Genomic DNA, 17,024 nt, shown 5'->3' with positions numbered 1-17,024 from the left:
GCAATCTTTCCTGCCGAACCCCGGCAGCAAAGGATTTCCACTACTATCAGGGCTAGGAAACCTCGTTATACAGAAATTTATTTTTTCATTAAACCAATTCATTTTATAAAGAATAATAACTTATCACAATACATCTCGCTGCTATTTCATTCCCCCTTTGGGGGTCAGGAGGCTAAAATCGACTGATTGCCTCTCTAATTTTTTCTTCTTCAACACACAAAGCAAACCGAATGTAACCTTCTCCATTACTCCCAAAAATAGTTCCCGGTGTAATAAAAATTGATTTCTCATGCAAGATTATATCAATAAACACCTCTGCTGATGTAACTCCATCGGGTAACTTTGCCCAAACAAACAAACCAACACCTTCTTTATACACTTTACAACCTAGTTTTTCAGCGAGTTCCTCTGTTACAATTCGTCTTTTTTTATAGATTTCATTCATAGCATCAAACCAAGCCTTATCACTTTTCAGCGCTGCAACAGCTCCTTTTTGAATTCCGTAAAACATACCGCTATCCATATTGCTTTTTACTTTTAAAACCGCATCAATAGCATTGGCATTTCCTAATACCATTCCTACTCTCCAACCCGCCATGTTAAAAGTTTTACTCAAAGAATTCAGTTCTAAAGCAACGTCCTTTGCTCCTTCTACTTGCAACAAACTCATCGGATTGTCATTCAAAACAAAACTATACGGATTATCATTCACCAATAAAATTTCATGTTTTGCAGCAAAAGCCACTAATTTTTCAAACAATTCCAAACTCCCTCGAGCTCCCGTTGGCATGTGCGGATATCCAATCCACATGATTTTTACCTTTGATAAATCCAGTTGCTCCAAAGCTTCAAAATCCGGCTCCCATTGGTTTCCTTCTTTCAAATCATAATACACTGGCACCGCTCCTACTAAATTGGTCACTGATGTGTACGTAGGATATCCCGGATTCGGAATCAAAACATGATCACCTTCATTCAAGAAAGCCAGCGAAATATGCATAATTCCCTCCTTAGAACCCATCAAAGGCAAAATTTCTGTCACCGGGTTGAGTGTTACACCATAATTTTTGGAATAAAAATCAGCCATACCTTCGCGCAACTCTGGTAAACCTTGATAACTCTGATATTGATGCGCGTTTTCATCTTGCATCGCAGCTACAATTGCAGCTACAATTGCAGGCGCCGGTTGCAAATCTGGACTGCCAATTCCCATATTAATGATGGGTTTGCCTTCGGCTGCCAGTTGCCTTACTTCTCTCAATTTGGAGGAGAAATAGTATTCTTCAATGATATGGAGACGCTTTGCTGTGGTAATCATGTGTAAATTTTTATATCTGTGTAACTTGGTAACTTGAGGATCTTTATATTTTGGTATTCTTATATTCACCCAAGACTTTAAAGTACTCGGCCATAATATTCAATAATGATTTTGCTTTAGCATAATCTTCGTATTTCTCAAAAGTGACATCCACAAAAAAGGAATATTTCCAAGGAGTTTCAATTTTGGGCAAAGATTGAATCTTAGTTAAATTCAATTTACAATCACTCATTACGTTTAAAACTGCTGCTAAACTCCCGCGTTTATGATCCAATTCAAATTTTATCGATGCTCTGTTAATTTCACTTTCGGGAACAAATGAATTTTCTTTTTTGATAATCACAAAGCGCGTCATGTTGTTCTTAATCGTCTGAATTTCTGGCGCAATAATTTCCAAATCATACATTTCGGAAGCTGTTTTGCTCGCAATTGCTGCTATTCCTTTCAGTTGCTTTTCTTGAATTCTTCGTGCAGTTTCAGCGGTATCTTTGTCTTCAACCAATTTAATATTAGGATATTTTTTTAAGAAATCCATGCACTGCAACAATGCCATCGGATGCGAATGTACTTCAAGAATATCTTCAATTTTCTGACCTTTCAACGCCATTAAATTTTGATGAATATTCAAATAATGCTCTCCAATTATGTGTAAATTATTCTTGTCAATTAACGCGTAATTCGGAATAATAGGCCCTGCGATAGAGTTTTCAATGGCCATAACAGCTTGCTCTGACTTGCCTGCTAACAAGCTGTCTACCAATTCCTCAAAAGACAAACACTCGTCAAGAATAAATTCCTGATTGAAATATTCTTGAGCTACTTGATGATGAAACGAGCCTGTAATGCCTTGTATTCCTATAATTGTATTCATTTTACACACTTTTAAGCAAAAAAAAATCCCGATTTGCATCGGGATTGTATATCTATAATATTAATTTAATTTTTGAATTAAATAACCATACAGCAATCCCTTTCTACCTTCCAGAAGAAAAAATAAGAGTTGCTAAAATAAAATCGGTTATTCAACATGATGTTGTCTTTTTTTGTATTTATTACTTTGCGAATATATACATAATTTTTATTGCACCCAAAAAAAAATTGATTTTATGACACAAAAAAGAGATTCGCTAAAAAGTTGGTTATTAATTATGTAATATTTAAAAAAAGACTTTAAAAATACCATTCATACAATAGCATTTCCTGCGTTGTTAAGTAAAAACAAGACTTAGCTTTGCTACAACACATAATATTGAAAGGGATTTATATAAGTACTTTTTCAGAAAGCCACTTTTTCCCTTCGGCAATTCTTGCCACTAGCATCGCCGAAATCAAATCTCCATTAGCATTTAACAAAGTTGCCATTGGGTCCACCAAAGTTCCAATAATCATTGCTGCTGGCAAGGCTTGTTCCATGGGGAAACCATAAACGGTTATCGCTAGGATTTCGCCTATGTAGCCGCCATTAGGAATTCCGCCCTCAACAACAGAAACCACAACTGTAATTCCCAAAGCGGTGAGAATCGTAATTGGATCCGTAAAATCCTTCCCAAACATCGCAAAAATAACGGCTATCTTGATAATGGATGACATACTCGAACCGTCTTTATGCAAAGGTGCACCCAGTGGAATAACGACATTCCTAATGTGAGCAGGAATATTCATTTTTTCGGCACCGTCAAGATTGGCAGGAATGGTAGCAATACTACTGCAGGTACCAATAGCTGTTAACGAAGGTGTTATATTATTTCTCCAAAACACTTTAAACCCTAATTTGCCGCCCGCCATGTAGGCATATAAACTAAAAAAAACAATAAAATAAAAAGCACAAACAGCATAATAAAGCCCTAGCGGCTTGGCATAAGCACCAAACAATTGTGGTCCAAAAATACCCACCTGGTAAGCAAAATAGGCACCCAAACCTACGGGTGCGGTTTGCATAATAATGTGAAGCAATTGTTTCATTACTTCGTTACCAGATCGTAAAAACCTACTGAAATCGTTGCCTTTCTCACCAGATTGCAGGCTGGCAAACCCTACTAAAAAGGAAAAAAGAATGAGCGCCAACATGTTTTTTCGGGACAACAATTCATAGAAATCACCCGCGGTAAGCAATTGCGTAATCTGAGAGCCAGTGCTATTTTCGGCTACAATTTCTAACGGAATTTTAGAAATTATAATATCTTGATGGATTGGAAAAATCAAAACTCCTACTACCATAAGAATTGCAGAAACCAAGACCGTAAACAAAAAGACTCCAATTACGATTAAGAATAACTTTCCTAGTTTTTCGGTTTTTTCTAAAGTAGCAATTGATGCCGATATGGTAAAAAACACTAACGGAATTATGGCAGTAAATAACAAATTTAGAAAAATGTCACCCAAAGGTTTCAAAACCTCCACCTCTTTACCAAAAACCAAACCTAATATACTTCCTGCAAGGATACCACCAAGAAGTAGCATAATGCTTTTATAATTTTTCAAGATACCTCCTGATCCTATGTATTTCATGTGTCTTTTGAGCTATTTTTAGTAAATATAGAAATCTAAATGATAGCGGTGCAATCACAATGCTACTTTTTTATCATTTCGAATAGAAGTACTCGCAACTACTCGTGAAAAAATTATTCATGAATTAGTAGGCAATCGAACAACAAATCCATTCATTTTCTGTTTACTTTTGCAACAAATAATTCATCATGTCAATAGCAGTAAATAACATTTCCAAAAGCTACGGTGCTCAAAAAGCATTAGATAACATTTCATTTTCAATTAACAAAGGAGAAATTGTTGGTTTTTTAGGTCCAAATGGAGCTGGAAAATCGACTTTGATGAAAATTTTAACTACCTACATTACCGCTGATGAAGGAACTGCCACGGTAAACGGGCAGGATGTAAACACCAATCCAAAAGCCGTACAACTTTCTATTGGGTACTTGCCGGAGCACAATCCGTTGTATTTGGATTTGTATGTTCGTGAATATTTAGCCTTTAATGCTGATGTGTACAGAGTTGCCAAATCTAGAATCGAAGAGGTAATTCAACTAACTGGTTTAAGTACCGAAAGTCACAAAAAAATAGGCCAACTCTCTAAAGGGTACCGCCAGCGTGTAGGATTGGCCAATGCGCTACTGCACAATCCTGATGTTTTAATTTTGGATGAACCTACCACTGGTTTAGATCCAAACCAGTTGATGGAGATTAGAAACGTAATTAAAAACGTGGGGAAAGACAAGACTGTTTTTCTTTCAACACACATTATGCAAGAGGTTGAGGCCATTTGTGATCGTGTGATCATCATCAACAATGGAAAAATTGTAACCGATAAAAAACTGGATAACTTAATTTCTGAAGACAAGGAACAAGTCATTGAAGTTGAATTTGATTTTCAAGTTGAAGAACAATTGATTTCTAAAATTGAAAATCTTGTTTCGTATGTAAACGTTCACGATATGATGTGGGAACTGACTTTTAAATCAGATAAAGACATGCGTTCTGTAGTCTTTGATTTTGCTCAAAACAATGGTTTGAAAACCTTACAACTCAATCAAAAAAATAAAAACTTAGAAGCGGTGTTTAGAGAGATTACTAAATAGTTGGCAGTGCCCAGTTTTTAGTGTTCAGTTATGATCTCGTACAAAAAACGAACTCTTTTAAATCGCCCACAAAAAGCTTCCAGCCTTTATAAAGATTGGAAGCTTTTTTTTAGACTTAGAACTTCTTAAAAAAGTTGACTCGCAATTTGACGGATATTTTCTGATTTACCCATCGAATAATAATGCAAAACAGGAACTCCAGCAGCCTTTAGTTCGCGGGATTGCTGAATAGCCCATTCAATTCCCACTTGTTTTACATCTGCATTTGTTTTGCATTTGTCTACTGCATCAATTAAATCTTCTGGCAAATCAATTCTGAAAATTTGTGGCAAAATTTGTAAATGTCTTTGTACCGCTAGTGGCTTGATGCCAGGAATGATTGGTACTGTAATACCCATTTCTCTAGCTTTGGCAACAAATTCAAAATATTTGGCATTGTCAAAAAACATTTGTGTCACCACATAATCAGCACCTGCGTCCACTTTTTCTTTTAACCTTTTCAAATCAGAAAGTAACGATGGAGATTCCAAATGCTTTTCAGGATATCCTGCCACACCAATACAAAAATCAGCTTTATTATCCACATGCATCACTTCATGCAAATACTTACCTTCGTTCAATAATTTGATTTGCTGCACTAGATCAATAGCAAAGCGATTTCCACCCGCTTTTGGAACAAAGGATTGTTCGTCCTTCATCGCATCGCCTCGCAACGCCATCACATTATTGATTCCCAGATAATGACAGTCTACTAATAAATACTCTGTTTCTTCTTTGGTAAAACCTCCACACAAAACATGAGGAACGGTATCTACGTTGTATTTATGGGTTATCGAAGCGCAAATTCCAAGGGTTCCCGGTCGCATTCTGGTTAGTTTTTTATCCAATAAACCATTGCCTTTATCGACATAAATAAACTCCTCGCGTGAGGTAGTCACGTCAATAAATGGCGGTTTGAACTCCATCAAAGGATCAATGTTGTCATACAATTCTTGAATACTTTTGCCTTTTTGAGGCGGAATAATTTCAAATGAAAACAAAGTTTCTCCTTTGGCTTTTTCTATATGTTGTGTTACTTTCATTTTATTTTTTGTTTCATGTTCCAAGTTTAAAGTTTAAAGTTCTCTCGAGTAACTTGAAACCTTAAACTTGAAACAAAATTCCTAATCAGCGATATTCGGATTCAACCATTTCATGGCTACATCAGTGGAAACATTTCTTCTTTTGGCGTAGTCAATTACTTGATCTTCTTTAATTTTTCCGAGTCCAAAATACTTGCTTTCTGGATTCCCAAAGTAGTAACCTGATACTGATGAAGCCGGCCACATCGCCATACTTTCGGTTAAGGTTACTCCTATTTCTTCTTCAACGTTCAATAATTTCCAAATAGTTGGTTTCTCTAAATGATCCGGACAAGCTGGATATCCTGGTGCTGGTCGAATCCCTTTGTACACCTCATCGATCATATCTTCGGTAGATAAATTCTCATCAGCGGCATAACCCCAAAATTCTTTACGTACTTTCTCGTGTAAATATTCAGCAAAAGCTTCTGCAAAACGATCAGCAAGCGCTTTCACCATAATCGAATTATAATCATCTAAATCCTTTTCGAAGTCAGCCGCCCACTCGTCAACTCCAAAACCAGTAGTTACACAAAAGGCTCCCATATAATCGACTTTCCCACTTTCTTTTGGCGCTATAAAATCAGATAAAGCGATGTTAGGCGCTCCTTTGGTTTTCTGAGATTGTTGGCGAAGGGTTAAAAAAGTTATCGGTTGTGAGTTATCGGTTATTGGTTGCAACTCAATATCATCATCATTGATTTGATTCGCCGGAAAAATGCCGTAAACACCTTTTGCTGTTAACTTTTTCTCTTGTAAAATAACTTTTAACATCGCTTGTGCATCAGCAAAAACCGAAGTCGCTTGTTCGCCCACTACCTCATCAGTTAAAATAGCTGGATATTTCCCAAACAATTCCCAAGTTCTAAAAAACGGCGTCCAATCGATATAAGGTACCAAAGTTTCTAAATCGACTTCTACGATTTGCTTGCCAATCACTTTAGGTTTCACTGGCGTGAAATTATCCCAATCCAATTGTAATTTGTTTTTACGAGCTTGCTCAATAGTCAAGAAATTCTTGTCGCGGGAACGATTCAAAAATGTTTCTCTAAACGCATCGTATTCTGCTCGAATATCGCTAGCATATATTTTTCGGTTGTGATCCAATAAATTTCCTGCAACCGTTACCGCTCTAGAGACATCGTTAACATGAATGACAGTCGAATTGTATTGAGGCGCAATTTTCACAGCAGTATGAGCACGCGAAGTTGTTGCACCACCAATCATTACGGGAATATTCAGTCCTCTTTTATCCAATTCTTTAGCGAGATACACCATTTCGTCCAAAGACGGAGTGATCAATCCGCTTAATCCAATAATATCTACTTCGTGCTCAATAGCTGCAGCAATAATTTTTTCTGGAGGCACCATTACACCCAAATCCACAATCTCATAATTGTTACAAGCCAATACCACCGAAACTATATTTTTTCCAATATCGTGAACGTCCCCTTTTACGGTAGCCATCAGGATTTTTCCGTTACCAGATTTATCGCCAACTTGCTTTGCCGCTTCAATAAAAGGCAATAAGTACGCCACTGCTTTTTTCATTACACGTGCCGATTTCACCACTTGGGGCAAAAACATTTTACCCGAACCAAACAAATCACCCACGACATTCATTCCCGCCATCAGGTTGATTTCGATTACTTCAATTGGTTTTGTGGCTGCCAATCTAGCTTCCTCTACATCTATTTCTATAAACGCATCAATTCCTTTAACTAACGAGTGTGTAATTCTTTCTTGAACGGTTCCATTTCGCCATTCTTGAACTACTGCTTCATTGGTTTTCGTACCGTCACCTTTTACATTCTCAGCAAAATCAAGCAAACGCTCAGTCGCATCGTCGCGACGATCCAGAATCACATCTTCAACATGTTCCAATAAATCCTTTGGAATATCGTCATAAATAGTCAACATTTCTGGGTTTACAATCCCCATGGTCATTCCGTTTTGAATGGCATGGTACAAGAAAACCGAGTGCATAGCCTCACGAACCGTATCGTTCCCTCTAAACGAAAACGAAACGTTGCTCACCCCACCGCTGATGTGTGCGTGTGGTAAATTTTCGCGAACCCACTTGGTCCCTCTAAAGAAATCCAACGCATTCAAGCGGTGCTCTTCCATACCTGTTGCCACTGGGAAAATATTCAAATCGAAGATGATATCTTGTGGCGGAAATCCAATTCCCACCAAAATATCATACGAACGTTGACAAATTTCAACACGCCTTTCGTAATTATCCGCCTGACCCACTTCGTCAAAAGCCATCACAATTACCGCCGCTCCATAACGCTTTATCAGTTTAGCATGGTGAATAAAAGCTTCTTCGCCTTCTTTCAACGAAATCGAATTTACAACACATTTACCTTGTACGACTTTCAAACCCGCCTCAATGATTTCCCATTTCGAGCTGTCAATCATAATCGGCACACGCGAAATATCCGGCTCAGCCGCAATCAAATTCAGGAATTTTGTCATCGCATTTGCGCCGTCGAGCATTCCCTCATCCATATTGATATCGATGATTTGTGCTCCACCTTCTACTTGCTGACGCGCAATATCAAGCGCCTCATCGTATTTTTCTTCCTTAATCAATCGAAGAAATTTTCGCGAACCCGTCACATTGGTTCGTTCCCCCACATTCACAAATACACTTTCGGGTGTTATGATTAAGGGCTCCAATCCTGATAATACTAGGTTTCTTCTTTTTTCTGCCATTTTAATTTAAGTTACTTAGACCCTAAGTTGCTTAGGTTCTGAGTTGTTTTTATGATATCATTTGCGGCAAAGTTTTCAAAACCTTACCATTTTATTTCAATTCTTTTTTGGGCGTGTCCCTCCAAAAAAAAGTCGGGTCGGGCTATTCGTTCCCGCTCTTTTTCTTGAATTGCCTCGGGTTTAAACCCGAGGCAATTCAAGAAAAAGGAGCTCCACTGCTATCCCTCACGCGGGTTTTGTGCAATACAACACCTTTTTTATTTCAATGAAACGACACCGTTTTTTAATTGATAACGGAATGAATTTTCCTCTTACATCCCAACGGATTAAAATCCGTTGCTACAAAATGGGTCGTTCCTATGGAACTTTTATGCAACTAGCGCGAGCGTCCTGCTCGTGCTTATTCTTTTTCTTAAAAATCTTTTTCCTCGTTTATAATGTGCACGAGCGGGACGCTCGCGCTAGCTGTGGAATCTAAACAAGTTGCTCACATAATAAAGATTGCTTCGACAGTTCGCTATCGCTTGGGTCTTCGTTCCTCAAAATGACAAACTAGCCACTAAATTGTATTTTTTCTTTCCACTAAAAAAAACAATACCCAGCCAAAAACTACATCACCGCAGTCGAAACTCTCGGCTTGTATTCCTTGGCGATTTCGGCAATTAACTTGATGTGGGCTGGTGTCGTTCCGCAACAACCACCTATGATATTGACTAAATTATCGTCTAAATATTCTTTGATAAAAGCTTGCATCTGTTCTGGGGTTTCGTCGTATTCTCCAAAGGCATTAGGTAAACCTGCATTAGGATGAGCCGATACGTTGAACGATGTGTTTTGCGACAAGGTTTGTAAATATGGCTTGAGCAAATCGGCACCAAGTGCGCAATTGAATCCTACACTCAACAACGGTATGTGCGACACCGAAACTAAGAAAGCCTCAACCGTTTGTCCCGAAAGTGTTCTTCCGGAAGCATCAGTTATCGTTCCTGAAACCATGATTGGAATATCAAGATTGCGTTCTTCTTTTACTTCTTCAATGGCAAAAAGTGCTGCTTTGGCATTTAGGGTATCAAAAATAGTTTCTACCAAAAGTAAATCGCAACCACCATCCATAAGCGCTTCTACTTGTTGCTTGTACGCAATGCGCAAATCATCAAAAGTTACAGCTCTGTAACCGGGATCGTTTACATCTGGTGACATGCTTGCTGTTCTGTTTGTAGGTCCAATGGAACCCGCTACAAAACGTGGTTTATCTGGATTTTTAGCGGTAAATTCATCGGCTACTTCGCGGGCTATTTTTGCCGACTCATAGTTCAATTCATACACATATTCTTCCAGATAGTAATCGGCCATACCGATGGTGGTTCCTGAGAAGGTATTGGTTTCAACAATATCAGCTCCAGCTTCAAAATAAGCAGCGTGAACGTCTTTTATGGCTTGTGGCTGAGTGAGCGACAATAAATCGTTATTTCCTTTTAATGGATGTGGAAAATCCTTGAAACGTTCTCCTCTAAAATCTTCTTCGGAGAAATTGTAACGTTGCAACATGGTTCCCATAGCTCCATCAAGGATGAGGATGTTTTTTTTAATGGCTTCGTGAATGCTTGACATAACTTTTTATTACTTGTAAATCACAATTTGAAATTGTGATTTTTACTTTTGATTACTATTTCCAAAAGTTCACTATTTTTATTTTTAGCCCTGATGGCAGCGGCATCCTTTTTATTCGCCTTTTTTCGGCGAATAAAAAGATATAGCGTACAGCAGGAACGATAATGACTGAAAAGCGCCATTTATCTGCTCTAAAAAATTCGATAAGTTGTCAAGAAAAGGTTTGAGAAATACTGTAGAAGTATTCTTGTGTTATCTATCTTTGATACTGGTTGTATAAAGTAGAATGTAGCACCTTCTTTAAAAATAAAGGGTTGCTAAGGTTTCATTGGGTCTTTCCCTCCGCCTTTCGTGATAACTTTCAATAAATATAGGAACAGTGCAAAGGAACGACATAGCGCTAACAATTGCAAGTATTTTTTTTAAAGATTGTAGCTTAGTTTGTTGCAAAACTTTAAAATAAAAAAAGGTTCTGAATTCCTAAGATTTTAACCAACCTTAGCAACTCAGAACTTTTTTTACTTTGCAACTTTATTTACACGATTGCTTTTACAACCGCTTTTGGAGCTTCTTTACGAGTTCCGTCAAAACCATCTACACCAGAAACGGTAGTGTATTTTAACACATAACGCTTACCTGGATTAATGATTTGATAGGCCGCTTGACACATTAAAGTGGCTTCATGGAATCCACACAAGATCAATTTTAATTTTCCTGGATAGGTATTTACGTCACCAATGGCGAAAATTCCAGGAATATTAGTTTGGTAATCTAAGGCGTTATTTACTTTGATGGCGTTTTTTTCGATTTCTAATCCCCAGTCGCCGATAGGACCTAACTTTGGCGTAAGACCAAAAAGCGGAATAAAATAATCAGTTTCGATGGTACGTTGTGCGCCATTTTCCTCGACAACAACTGCCTCAAGATGCTCAGCACCTTTTAAACCTACTACTTCACCTGGTGTAATCATTTTAATTTTACCTGAAGACTTAAGCTCTTGCACTTTTTCTACCGAGTCTAAAGCACCACGAAACTCGTTGCGACGGTGAATCAAAGTCACTTCTGAAGCTACATTTGACAAAAAGATACTCCAATCTAGAGCCGAATCGCCACCTCCAGCGATAACTACGCGCTTGTCACGGAATTTCTCTGGATTTTTAATGAAGTATTTAATTCCTTTGTCTTCGTAAAATTCGATGTCCTCGATCAATGGTTTTCTTGGTTCAAAACTACCTAATCCACCAGCAATAGCAATAACTGGCGCATGGAATTTCTTGCCTTTGTTTGAAGTCACAATAAATGTTCCGTCTTCTTGTTTTTCGATGGTTTCGGCACGTTCACCCAAGGTAAATCCTGGTTCAAACTGCTTGATTTGCTCCATCAAATTATCTACCAAATCGCCCGCCAATACTTCTGGAAATCCAGGAATATCATAAATAGGCTTTTTAGGATATAACTCTGATAACTGACCACCTGCTTGTGGCAAAGCATCTAATATATGGCATTTTAATTTTAATAATCCTGCTTCAAAAACTGCAAATAAGCCTGTTGGCCCCGCGCCAATAATGAGTATGTCTGTTTTAATCATTTTGATTTAATTTAGTATCCTTTGTTTTGCTTCCAATTGTAATTGTAGGCTGTTATGGAAATTGTTAATTGTGTTTATCTATGTTATTGTATTGAAACTAGGCGCTCAATCCTTTTAATTTTAATTGAGTACAAATATCACTATTCTATTTAGTTAAAAAAACAGAAACTGATTATTAAGAACTATTACATCTTAGCTTTTTTCTATGAGCTTGAGATGGTGTCTTGTGCTTACTTTGCTTTGAGCGTCTCGGTGATTTCATTCATTTTTTGAACTTTTTCCTCAAAATTCCCTTTCAGTGTTTTGCGATATTCATTCAAGTTTTCGACCATTTTATTAATATCGTCTGGAATAATTTCTTCAAAAAACTCTCGCAATCGTTTGGCTGTAGTGGGTGATTTTCCGTTGGTTGAAATGGCAATTTTCACATTCCCTTTGGTTACAATTCCGCCCAAATAATAATCACACAGAGGCGGTGTATCAGCAATGTTGCAAATCAAATATCTTTTTCGGGACAAATCATAAATCCTCTTGTTCACCTTCAAATCATCGGTGCAGGCAATAACCATGTGGCGTTTACGAAGCATCCAGCGATTGAATTTTTTATAGGTCAACTTCACTGTTGGGTGACTTGCAGCCAAGGTTTCTAACTCTGGCAAAAACCAAGGTGCCACTACCTCAACATTGGCAGTGGGACTGGATTTCAACAGAAACGATAGTTTTTCTAAACCCACATTTCCGCCGCCCACAATGAGTACATTGAGGTTGTGTAATTTTAAAAAAATAGGATATAATTCGTTTCTTTCCACAGTTATTTCAATTCTTTGGCTATGAATTCTTCGTAAAAGCCTTTTAATTTATTGCTCTCTTTAACCACCTCGCCAATGACGATAATGGCAGGCGAACTTAATTGTTGTTGCGCCACCACTTGCTCAATGGTGTTGATGGTTCCCACGCCAATTTTCTCCTGATCAGTCGTTCCGTTTTGAATAATGGCAACCGGTGTTTCACCTTTAGATTCTTTTTGGAACAAATCGATAATCTGAGTGAGTTTGCTCATTCCCATTAAAATAACCACCGTTGCTGATGATTGTGCAGCCAAAGCCACATCATTTGACAATTTCCTGTCAGAAGTTGTACCCGTAATTACCCAAAAACTTTCAGAAACGCCTCTTTTAGTCAATGAAATCCCTTGATAAGCCGGAACAGCAATCGAAGACGAAATTCCAGGCACCACCGATGTAGGTATGCCAAAACTTTCTATAAAATCAATTTCTTCACTTCCGCGTCCAAAAATAAAAGGATCGCCTCCTTTTAGTCGAACCACATGCCCGTACGTTAAGGCATTGTCTACAATCAATTGGTTGATTTGATCTTGCGAATATTCATGACAGCCTTTGCGTTTGCCTACAAAAATCTTAATCGCTTTTTTGGGAGCATACGTCAAAATCTCTTCGTTAGCCAAGGCGTCGTACAATACCACATCCGCTTCTGCTAATGCTTTGGCTCCTTTAATCGTCAGTAAATCGGGATCACCAGGACCCGCACCAACTAGTGTTACGATGGGTTGTTTCTTTTTAAGCATCAGCTAAGTCTTTATTTCTATACGCTTCGATGGCATCAAAAAATACAATGGCATCTTGAATGTACTTTTTAGCAAATTCAGCAGAAGGTTCATTTTGATTGATTTGATATACAAGTTCTCGTAAAGAAGATTGCAATTGAATTGTATTTGTAGCCACAAAAACGGTATCAAACAAATCTATTATTCCCGCTTGGTGGTTTGTTTTTTGGTTTTCAGCAAGTAATAATGCCTTGGCTCCGTTGACAAATCCGGCGTAAGCCAAATAAATAGCATCCGACCATTTTGCATCTTCAAAAGCTTCTTGTGCAAAAGTCAATTTTTCTTTCGCTTCAAATAATAATGTTGCGACCAAGTCAATTACAACTCCGGCACATTCTCCTACTCCAACTGCTTTTACATAATTATCTGCATTTCCCCAGTCAATAAAATCAGCTTCGGTTAGATTGGTTACATCAGCTAATGGTTTCAAAAATTCGTAAAAATATTTTTCGCCTTGAGCGTCATAATAATCCAAGAACGATTGTCCGTTTGCATTGGCTTCAAAATCATTTAAAATCAATCGCAAAGCATCTGGTCCTCTTCGGCTCGGAATTTTGATTACTTTATCAGAAAATCTTCCGTTTCCATTTCCTAAATTTCCTCCTCCTAACAAAACTTGCAAGGCTGGAGCTACTAATTTACCCGCATTGATTGACATTCCTTGAAAACCAATTTCGGCCATATTGTGTTGACCGCAAGCGTTCATACAACCGCTGATTTTAATAGTAATTTCACGGTTGTTGCTGTACTGTGGATATTCAGTAGTTAATACACGTTCTAACTCTACTGCAATTCCGGTACTGCTCGCAATTCCTAAGTTACACGTATCAGTACCTGGACAAGCTGTAATATCAGCAATCGTGTTGTAGCCTGTGGTTACAAAATCTAATTTGGCCAATTCTTGGTAAAAGAAAGGAAGGTTTTCCTCTTTTACGTGACGAATTAAAATATCTTGACGCAACGTAAAACGCAATTCGTTTGCTGCATAATTTTTGATCAAATGCGCTAATGCTCTAGCTTTATCAGTATAAAAATCACCTAATTGAACTTTGATTCCGATGGCCACATAACCCGCTTGTTTTTGCGGAATTACATTTGATTTTTTCCACGCTTCAAAAGCTGCTGTATCTTCAATTTCGACTTTTGGCACTTCTAATAATGGCGCTGCAATAGCTCCCTCAAAAGCAGTTGTATCGATTTCAACAGTTTGGTGAGAAAGGGCTTTTTTCTCTTCGTCTACCAATCGTAAAAATTCGTCTTTCCCTATTTCTTTCAACAAAAATTTCAAACGTGCTTTTAAACGTTTGGCTCTTTCGCCGTAGCGGTCAAAAATTCTTAAAATCCCTTCAGTAGTTGGAATTATTTGATTGGCCGGAATAAACTCTGTCAGCAATTCAGCATGACTCGGTTGTGAACCTAAACCTCCGCCTAACATTACTTTGAAACCTTTTATACCGTCTATAATTTTTGGAATAAATCCTAAATCGTGTAAATAACTCAAACCGGTATCTTTATCTGATGACGAAAATGACATTTTGAACTTACGTCCCATTTCTTGACAAACCGGATTTCTCAAGAAAAATTGAAACATCGCATGCGCATACGGAGACACATCAAAAGGTTCCTCTGGATCAATTCCTGCTGTTTCGCTGGCGGTAATATTTCGAACTGTGTTTCCACAAGCTTCTCTTAGAGTAACATCGTCTTTTTCTAATTCGGCCCAAAGTTGTGGCGTACGATCTAAACTCACGTAATGAATTTGGATATCTTGACGCGTAGTAATGTGCAAACGCCCTGTTGAATACTCATCAGAAACTTTTGTGATGCGCAGGAGTTGCTCGCTAGTCACTTTACCAAAAGGCAACTTGATACGAATCATTTGCACACCTTCTTGACGCTGCCCGTAAACACCACGTGCTAAACGCAGACTACGAAAACGCTCGTCATCAATTTTTCCGTCACGGAATAAAGCAATTTTTCTTTCTAAATCGATTATGTCTTTTTGAACAATCGGATCTTCAATTTCGGTTCTAAAACTTTCCATTTGTTATAAGCTATTCGCTATTAGCTTTGGGCTTTTAGCTGTTTATGAAATTCATTTTACATTTTTGCTGAAGGCTTAAAGCCAATAGCTAAAGGTTATTTTATAAATCCTACTCCTGCTGTTGTGTTGGTTGTTACATCAATTAAGATGAAGGCGCCGTTTGATTTATTATCGTTATACGCATCAAAATAAATGGCTTTGCTTAACTTAATATTTACTTCTCCAATTTCGTTGATGGCTAGTTGAGAGGCTTCTGTAGTTCCTGAGAAATCAGTTGCAATCACATTTTTCACACTGTCAATCTTAGCCAAAACTCTGTTAGTATTGTGTTGTACAAAATATTTGGCACCAGGAACTAACTTTTTACTGTCCATCCAGCATACGGTGGTATTGATGTCTTTCTCTACTTTTGGCAATTCAGATGATTTTACAATCATGTCGCCTCTAGTCACATTGATATCATTTCCTAATTCGATGGTGATCGAAGAGCCCACAGTTGCTTCCTCAAATTGCTTGTCAAAAAAGTGAATATTTGTCACCACTGATTCTGTTAAAGATGGCAGTACCGTTACTGCATCACCCACTTTGATATTGTTCCCATACAATTTTCCGGCATAGCCTCTAAAATCGTGGTATTCTTCTGTTTTTGGTCGGATAACGGTTTGAACAGGGAAACGCGCTTTTCCTTTTTCATACACATCAGCTGGCTCTAACGCTTCTAGATGCTCCAAAATGGTTTGTCCTTGGTACCAAGGCATTCCGCCTAATGATTCTACTACATTGTCACCTGTCAAAGCACTTAACGGAATGTAACTCACGTTTTGTTCTTTGAAAGTACTTTTAGCATTTAAGGCTTCAAAATCCGCTTTGATTTTATTAAAAACTTCTTCTGAATAATCTACCAAATCCATTTTGTTGATCGCCACAATGATCTCTTTTACTCTCAATAAATTATTGATGAAAAAGTGGCGGTAAGTTTGCTCAATTACGCCTTTACGAGCATCAATTAAAATGATTGATACTTGCGAGGTCGAAGCTCCGGTAACCATGTTTCGCGTATACTCAACGTGACCAGGAGTATCGGCAATGATGTAACTTTTTTTGGCTGTCGAAAAATATATATGCGCCACATCAATGGTAATTCCTTGTTCTCTTTCGGCCACTAAACCGTCTGTAGCCAAAGAAAAATCCAAATAATCATATCCTTTTTGCTTGCTGCTTTTTTCTATTGCTTCCAGCTTATCTGTTGTCAACGATTGCGTATCATACAATAACCTCCCAATCAAGGTACTCTTACCGTCATCTACACTTCCTGCTGTTGCTATTTTTAAAACTTCCATCTGAATTTTGTTTAAAGTTTAAAAGTTTAAGGTTTCAAGTTTCCTCAAATTACCCTACCTACAC

General features: G+C 37.9%; 12 protein-coding genes and 1 riboswitch. Of the genes, 1 reads left to right on the top strand and 11 read right to left on the bottom strand.

Annotated elements, in window-relative coordinates:
• Nucleotides 1–172: 172 nt before the first annotated feature.
• The 3 genes from FPG59_RS01985 to FPG59_RS01970 all read right to left on the bottom strand — a co-directional run bounded on the left by FPG59_RS01985 (nucleotide 173) and on the right by FPG59_RS01970 (nucleotide 3,826).
• Nucleotides 173–1,318, bottom strand: a complete 1,146-nt coding sequence (locus tag FPG59_RS01985; protein ID WP_086452961.1) for an aminotransferase class I/II-fold pyridoxal phosphate-dependent enzyme — start codon at nucleotides 1,316–1,318, stop codon at nucleotides 173–175.
• A gap of 43 nt (nucleotides 1,319–1,361) precedes the next feature.
• Nucleotides 1,362–2,189, bottom strand: a complete 828-nt coding sequence (locus tag FPG59_RS01980; RefSeq protein ID WP_086452942.1) for a prephenate dehydratase — start codon at nucleotides 2,187–2,189, stop codon at nucleotides 1,362–1,364.
• A 389-nt stretch (nucleotides 2,190–2,578) separates the two neighbouring features.
• On the bottom strand, nucleotides 2,579–3,826 hold the full coding sequence (locus FPG59_RS01970) for a dicarboxylate/amino acid:cation symporter (RefSeq protein ID WP_086452940.1): 1,248 nt from the start codon (nucleotides 3,824–3,826) through the stop codon (nucleotides 2,579–2,581).
• A 188-nt stretch (nucleotides 3,827–4,014) separates the two neighbouring features.
• On the opposite strand from FPG59_RS01970, the gene gldA reads away from it, so the two are divergent.
• Nucleotides 4,015–4,911, top strand: a complete 897-nt coding sequence (gene gldA / locus FPG59_RS01965; RefSeq protein WP_086452939.1) for a gliding motility-associated ABC transporter ATP-binding subunit GldA — start codon at nucleotides 4,015–4,017, stop codon at nucleotides 4,909–4,911.
• A 125-nt stretch (nucleotides 4,912–5,036) separates the two neighbouring features.
• Here the strand turns inward: gldA and metF are convergent, their stop codons facing one another.
• The 8 genes from metF to FPG59_RS01925 all read right to left on the bottom strand — a co-directional run bounded on the left by metF (nucleotide 5,037) and on the right by FPG59_RS01925 (nucleotide 16,960).
• Nucleotides 5,037–5,993, bottom strand: a complete 957-nt coding sequence (gene metF, locus FPG59_RS01960; RefSeq protein ID WP_086452938.1) for a methylenetetrahydrofolate reductase [NAD(P)H] — start codon at nucleotides 5,991–5,993, stop codon at nucleotides 5,037–5,039.
• Nucleotides 5,994–6,074: 81 nt separating this feature from the next.
• Nucleotides 6,075–8,753, bottom strand: coding sequence for a methionine synthase (metH, locus tag FPG59_RS01955; RefSeq protein ID WP_086452937.1), 2,679 nt, complete (start codon nucleotides 8,751–8,753; stop codon nucleotides 6,075–6,077).
• Nucleotides 8,754–9,362: 609 nt separating this feature from the next.
• Nucleotides 9,363–10,364: a homocysteine S-methyltransferase family protein gene (locus FPG59_RS01950; protein ID WP_086452936.1), complete on the bottom strand. Its 1,002-nt coding sequence runs from the start codon at nucleotides 10,362–10,364 to the stop codon at nucleotides 9,363–9,365.
• A 249-nt stretch (nucleotides 10,365–10,613) separates the two neighbouring features.
• A riboswitch (SAM riboswitch) is annotated at nucleotides 10,614–10,725 on the bottom strand.
• A gap of 174 nt (nucleotides 10,726–10,899) precedes the next feature.
• Nucleotides 10,900–11,952: an NAD(P)/FAD-dependent oxidoreductase gene (locus tag FPG59_RS01945; RefSeq protein ID WP_086452935.1), complete on the bottom strand. Its 1,053-nt coding sequence runs from the start codon at nucleotides 11,950–11,952 to the stop codon at nucleotides 10,900–10,902.
• A gap of 230 nt (nucleotides 11,953–12,182) precedes the next feature.
• Entirely contained in the window at nucleotides 12,183–12,761 is a 579-nt protein-coding gene (locus tag FPG59_RS01940; RefSeq protein WP_086452934.1) for a bifunctional precorrin-2 dehydrogenase/sirohydrochlorin ferrochelatase, read from the bottom strand.
• A 2-nt stretch (nucleotides 12,762–12,763) separates the two neighbouring features.
• Complete coding sequence (gene cobA / locus FPG59_RS01935) at nucleotides 12,764–13,537, bottom strand: uroporphyrinogen-III C-methyltransferase (RefSeq protein WP_086452933.1); 774 nt, start codon at nucleotides 13,535–13,537, stop codon at nucleotides 12,764–12,766.
• Complete coding sequence (locus FPG59_RS01930) at nucleotides 13,530–15,620, bottom strand: HEPN domain-containing protein (RefSeq protein WP_086452932.1); 2,091 nt, start codon at nucleotides 15,618–15,620, stop codon at nucleotides 13,530–13,532. The genes cobA and FPG59_RS01930 overlap by 8 nt, the downstream gene beginning before the upstream one ends.
• 95 nt (nucleotides 15,621–15,715) lie before the next feature.
• Nucleotides 15,716–16,960: a sulfate adenylyltransferase subunit 1 gene (locus FPG59_RS01925; protein ID WP_086452931.1), complete on the bottom strand. Its 1,245-nt coding sequence runs from the start codon at nucleotides 16,958–16,960 to the stop codon at nucleotides 15,716–15,718.
• Nucleotides 16,961–17,024: the final 64 nt, after the last annotated feature.

The sequence above is a fragment of the Flavobacterium sp. FPG59 genome, from assembly GCF_002150205.1.
Taxonomy (GTDB): domain Bacteria; phylum Bacteroidota; class Bacteroidia; order Flavobacteriales; family Flavobacteriaceae; genus Flavobacterium.
This window is presented reverse-complemented; position numbering and strand designations above follow the sequence as displayed.

Excerpts from the sequence above, each read along its gene's own strand:
- FPG59_RS01925 (WP_086452931.1), bottom strand. The coding sequence starts at position 16,960 with ATGGAAGTTTTAAAAATAGCAACAGCAGGAAGTGTAGATGACGGTAAG.
- FPG59_RS01930 (WP_086452932.1), bottom strand. The coding sequence starts at position 15,620 with ATGGAAAGTTTTAGAACCGAAATTGAAGATCCGATTGTTCAAAAAGAC.
- FPG59_RS01950 (WP_086452936.1), bottom strand. The coding sequence starts at position 10,364 with ATGTCAAGCATTCACGAAGCCATTAAAAAAAACATCCTCATCCTTGAT.
- metH (WP_086452937.1), bottom strand. The coding sequence starts at position 8,753 with ATGGCAGAAAAAAGAAGAAACCTAGTATTATCAGGATTGGAGCCCTTA.
- cobA (WP_086452933.1), bottom strand. The coding sequence starts at position 13,537 with ATGCTTAAAAAGAAACAACCCATCGTAACACTAGTTGGTGCGGGTCCT.
- gldA (WP_086452939.1), top strand. The coding sequence starts at position 4,015 with ATGTCAATAGCAGTAAATAACATTTCCAAAAGCTACGGTGCTCAAAAA.
- FPG59_RS01980 (WP_086452942.1), bottom strand. The coding sequence starts at position 2,189 with ATGAATACAATTATAGGAATACAAGGCATTACAGGCTCGTTTCATCAT.
- FPG59_RS01970 (WP_086452940.1), bottom strand. The coding sequence starts at position 3,826 with ATGAAATACATAGGATCAGGAGGTATCTTGAAAAATTATAAAAGCATT.
- FPG59_RS01945 (WP_086452935.1), bottom strand. The coding sequence starts at position 11,952 with ATGATTAAAACAGACATACTCATTATTGGCGCGGGGCCAACAGGCTTA.
- FPG59_RS01985 (WP_086452961.1), bottom strand. The coding sequence starts at position 1,318 with ATGATTACCACAGCAAAGCGTCTCCATATCATTGAAGAATACTATTTC.
- metF (WP_086452938.1), bottom strand. The coding sequence starts at position 5,993 with ATGAAAGTAACACAACATATAGAAAAAGCCAAAGGAGAAACTTTGTTT.